The organism is Mycobacterium sp. (assembly GCF_049585075.1).
Lineage (GTDB): Bacteria > Actinomycetota > Actinomycetes > Mycobacteriales > Mycobacteriaceae > Mycobacterium.
On record NZ_JBAUZA010000383.1, the window covers coordinates 1 to 1618 of the forward strand.

General features: G+C 66.6%; 1 protein-coding gene. It reads right to left on the bottom strand.

The features are described from left to right. Positions 1-162: 162 nt before the first annotated feature. A partial coding sequence (locus tag WB785_RS17985) for a (2,3-dihydroxybenzoyl)adenylate synthase (RefSeq protein WP_424080656.1) occupies positions 163-1618 on the bottom strand: 1456 nt, incomplete at its 5' end.

Genomic DNA, 1618 nt, shown 5'->3' on the forward strand with positions numbered 1-1618 from the left:
GTCTTCGGCGATCCACGGGCGTTCCTTCACGGTCGGCATCACCGCCTCGCAAGTGCGAGGCGACGGAGGAATTACATTGCCCGGGGCTATCACCCGCCCACGGCGGTCGATCACAGCTGACAACGAAACGGCTCATGGTCGACCCTACGCCACCAGTCACCATCACGGCCGCAGGTGCCGGACGATTGCCTGCTTGTCGACCTTGCCAACTGCAGTCGTCGGCAATGCGGTCATCTGCGTCAACACATCCGGCCGAGCGTGCTTGGCCACGCCGCGTTGGTCGAGGAAGTCGTTCAACTCCATCAGCGTCACTGGCCGTCCAGCGAAAACAACTGCCGCGCAGATCTTTTCGCCAAGGTAGGGATCCGGCAGCGGTACCGCGACCGCCGATGAGATTGCCGGATGCGTACGCAGATGCTCTTCGAGGTCGCCGGCGGCGATGGTCTCGCCGCCCCGGTGGATGACGTCCTTGACCCGGCCCGTGACCTGCAGGTAGCCGTCGGCGCGTCGGCGGACCAGATCGCCGCTGCGGAAAAAGCCATTCGGGTCGAAGCAGCGGGCGTTGTCGCTCTCGGCCCGGAAGTATCCGTTGAAGGTGTATGGACCACGCACCAGCAGTTCGCCCTCGGCGCCATCCGGGACCGGGCGTCCTGCGTCGTCAACGATGCACAGCTCGTCGTCGGCGGACAGCGGGCGGCCCTGGGTGCGCTCGACCAACTCCGGCGGATCGCCGGGTCGTGTGTAGCACAGCAGCCCCTCGGCCATGCCGAAGACCTGCTGCAGCCCCGGCGTCAGTGTCTCGCGGATCCGTTGGGCGTCAGGGGCTTCCAGCTTCGCGCCGCCAACTTGCAGCAGCCGCAACGATGTTGGCGTCACCGGCTCCCAGTCGGTGGCCTGCGCCCACAAATTGGCCAATGCTGGAACCAGCGCGGTGACGGTCACACCGTTTCGCGCGATGGCGCTAAACGCCGATTCCGGGCTCGAGTCGGTGAGGAACACCGTCGTCGCACCAACAGCCAGGGCGCCAAGCAAACCGGGGCAGGCCAGCGGGAAATTGTGGGCGGCAGGCAATGCCACCAGATAGACGTCATCGCCGGTCAGCCCGCAGACTTCAGCGCTGGCGGTGGCGTTATAGACGTAGTCGTCGTGGGTACGGGGGATGAGCTTGGGTGTGCCGGTGGTACCTCCCGACACCAGCAGCAGGGCCGGGGACCCGGGATCGGCCTCACTCGGTCCGGGGTGCCGACTCGGGTGCGCACATACCTGCGACCACGACACGAACGGTCCCGGATCGCCGTCGACGATGGCGTGGCGTAACCCGCGGTGTTCCTGCGTAAGCGCCTTCGCCATCGGGCGGTAGTCGAATCCGCTTGCGGTATCGGGGATTAACAGAGCCTTCGCCTCGCTGAGCGCGGCAAAGTGTCCCAACTCCGCGGCCCGGTGGCCGGGTAGACACATCACCGGGATCGCTCCGGCTCGCAGTAACGCGAACAACGCCACTGCGAACTCGCAACCGTTCGGCAGCTGCAGCAACACCCGATCACCCGGCGTGACCCCCAGCGCCGTCAACCCGGCCGCCGCGCGGCCGGCGCGCTCATCGAGTTCGGCGTAGCTCAAG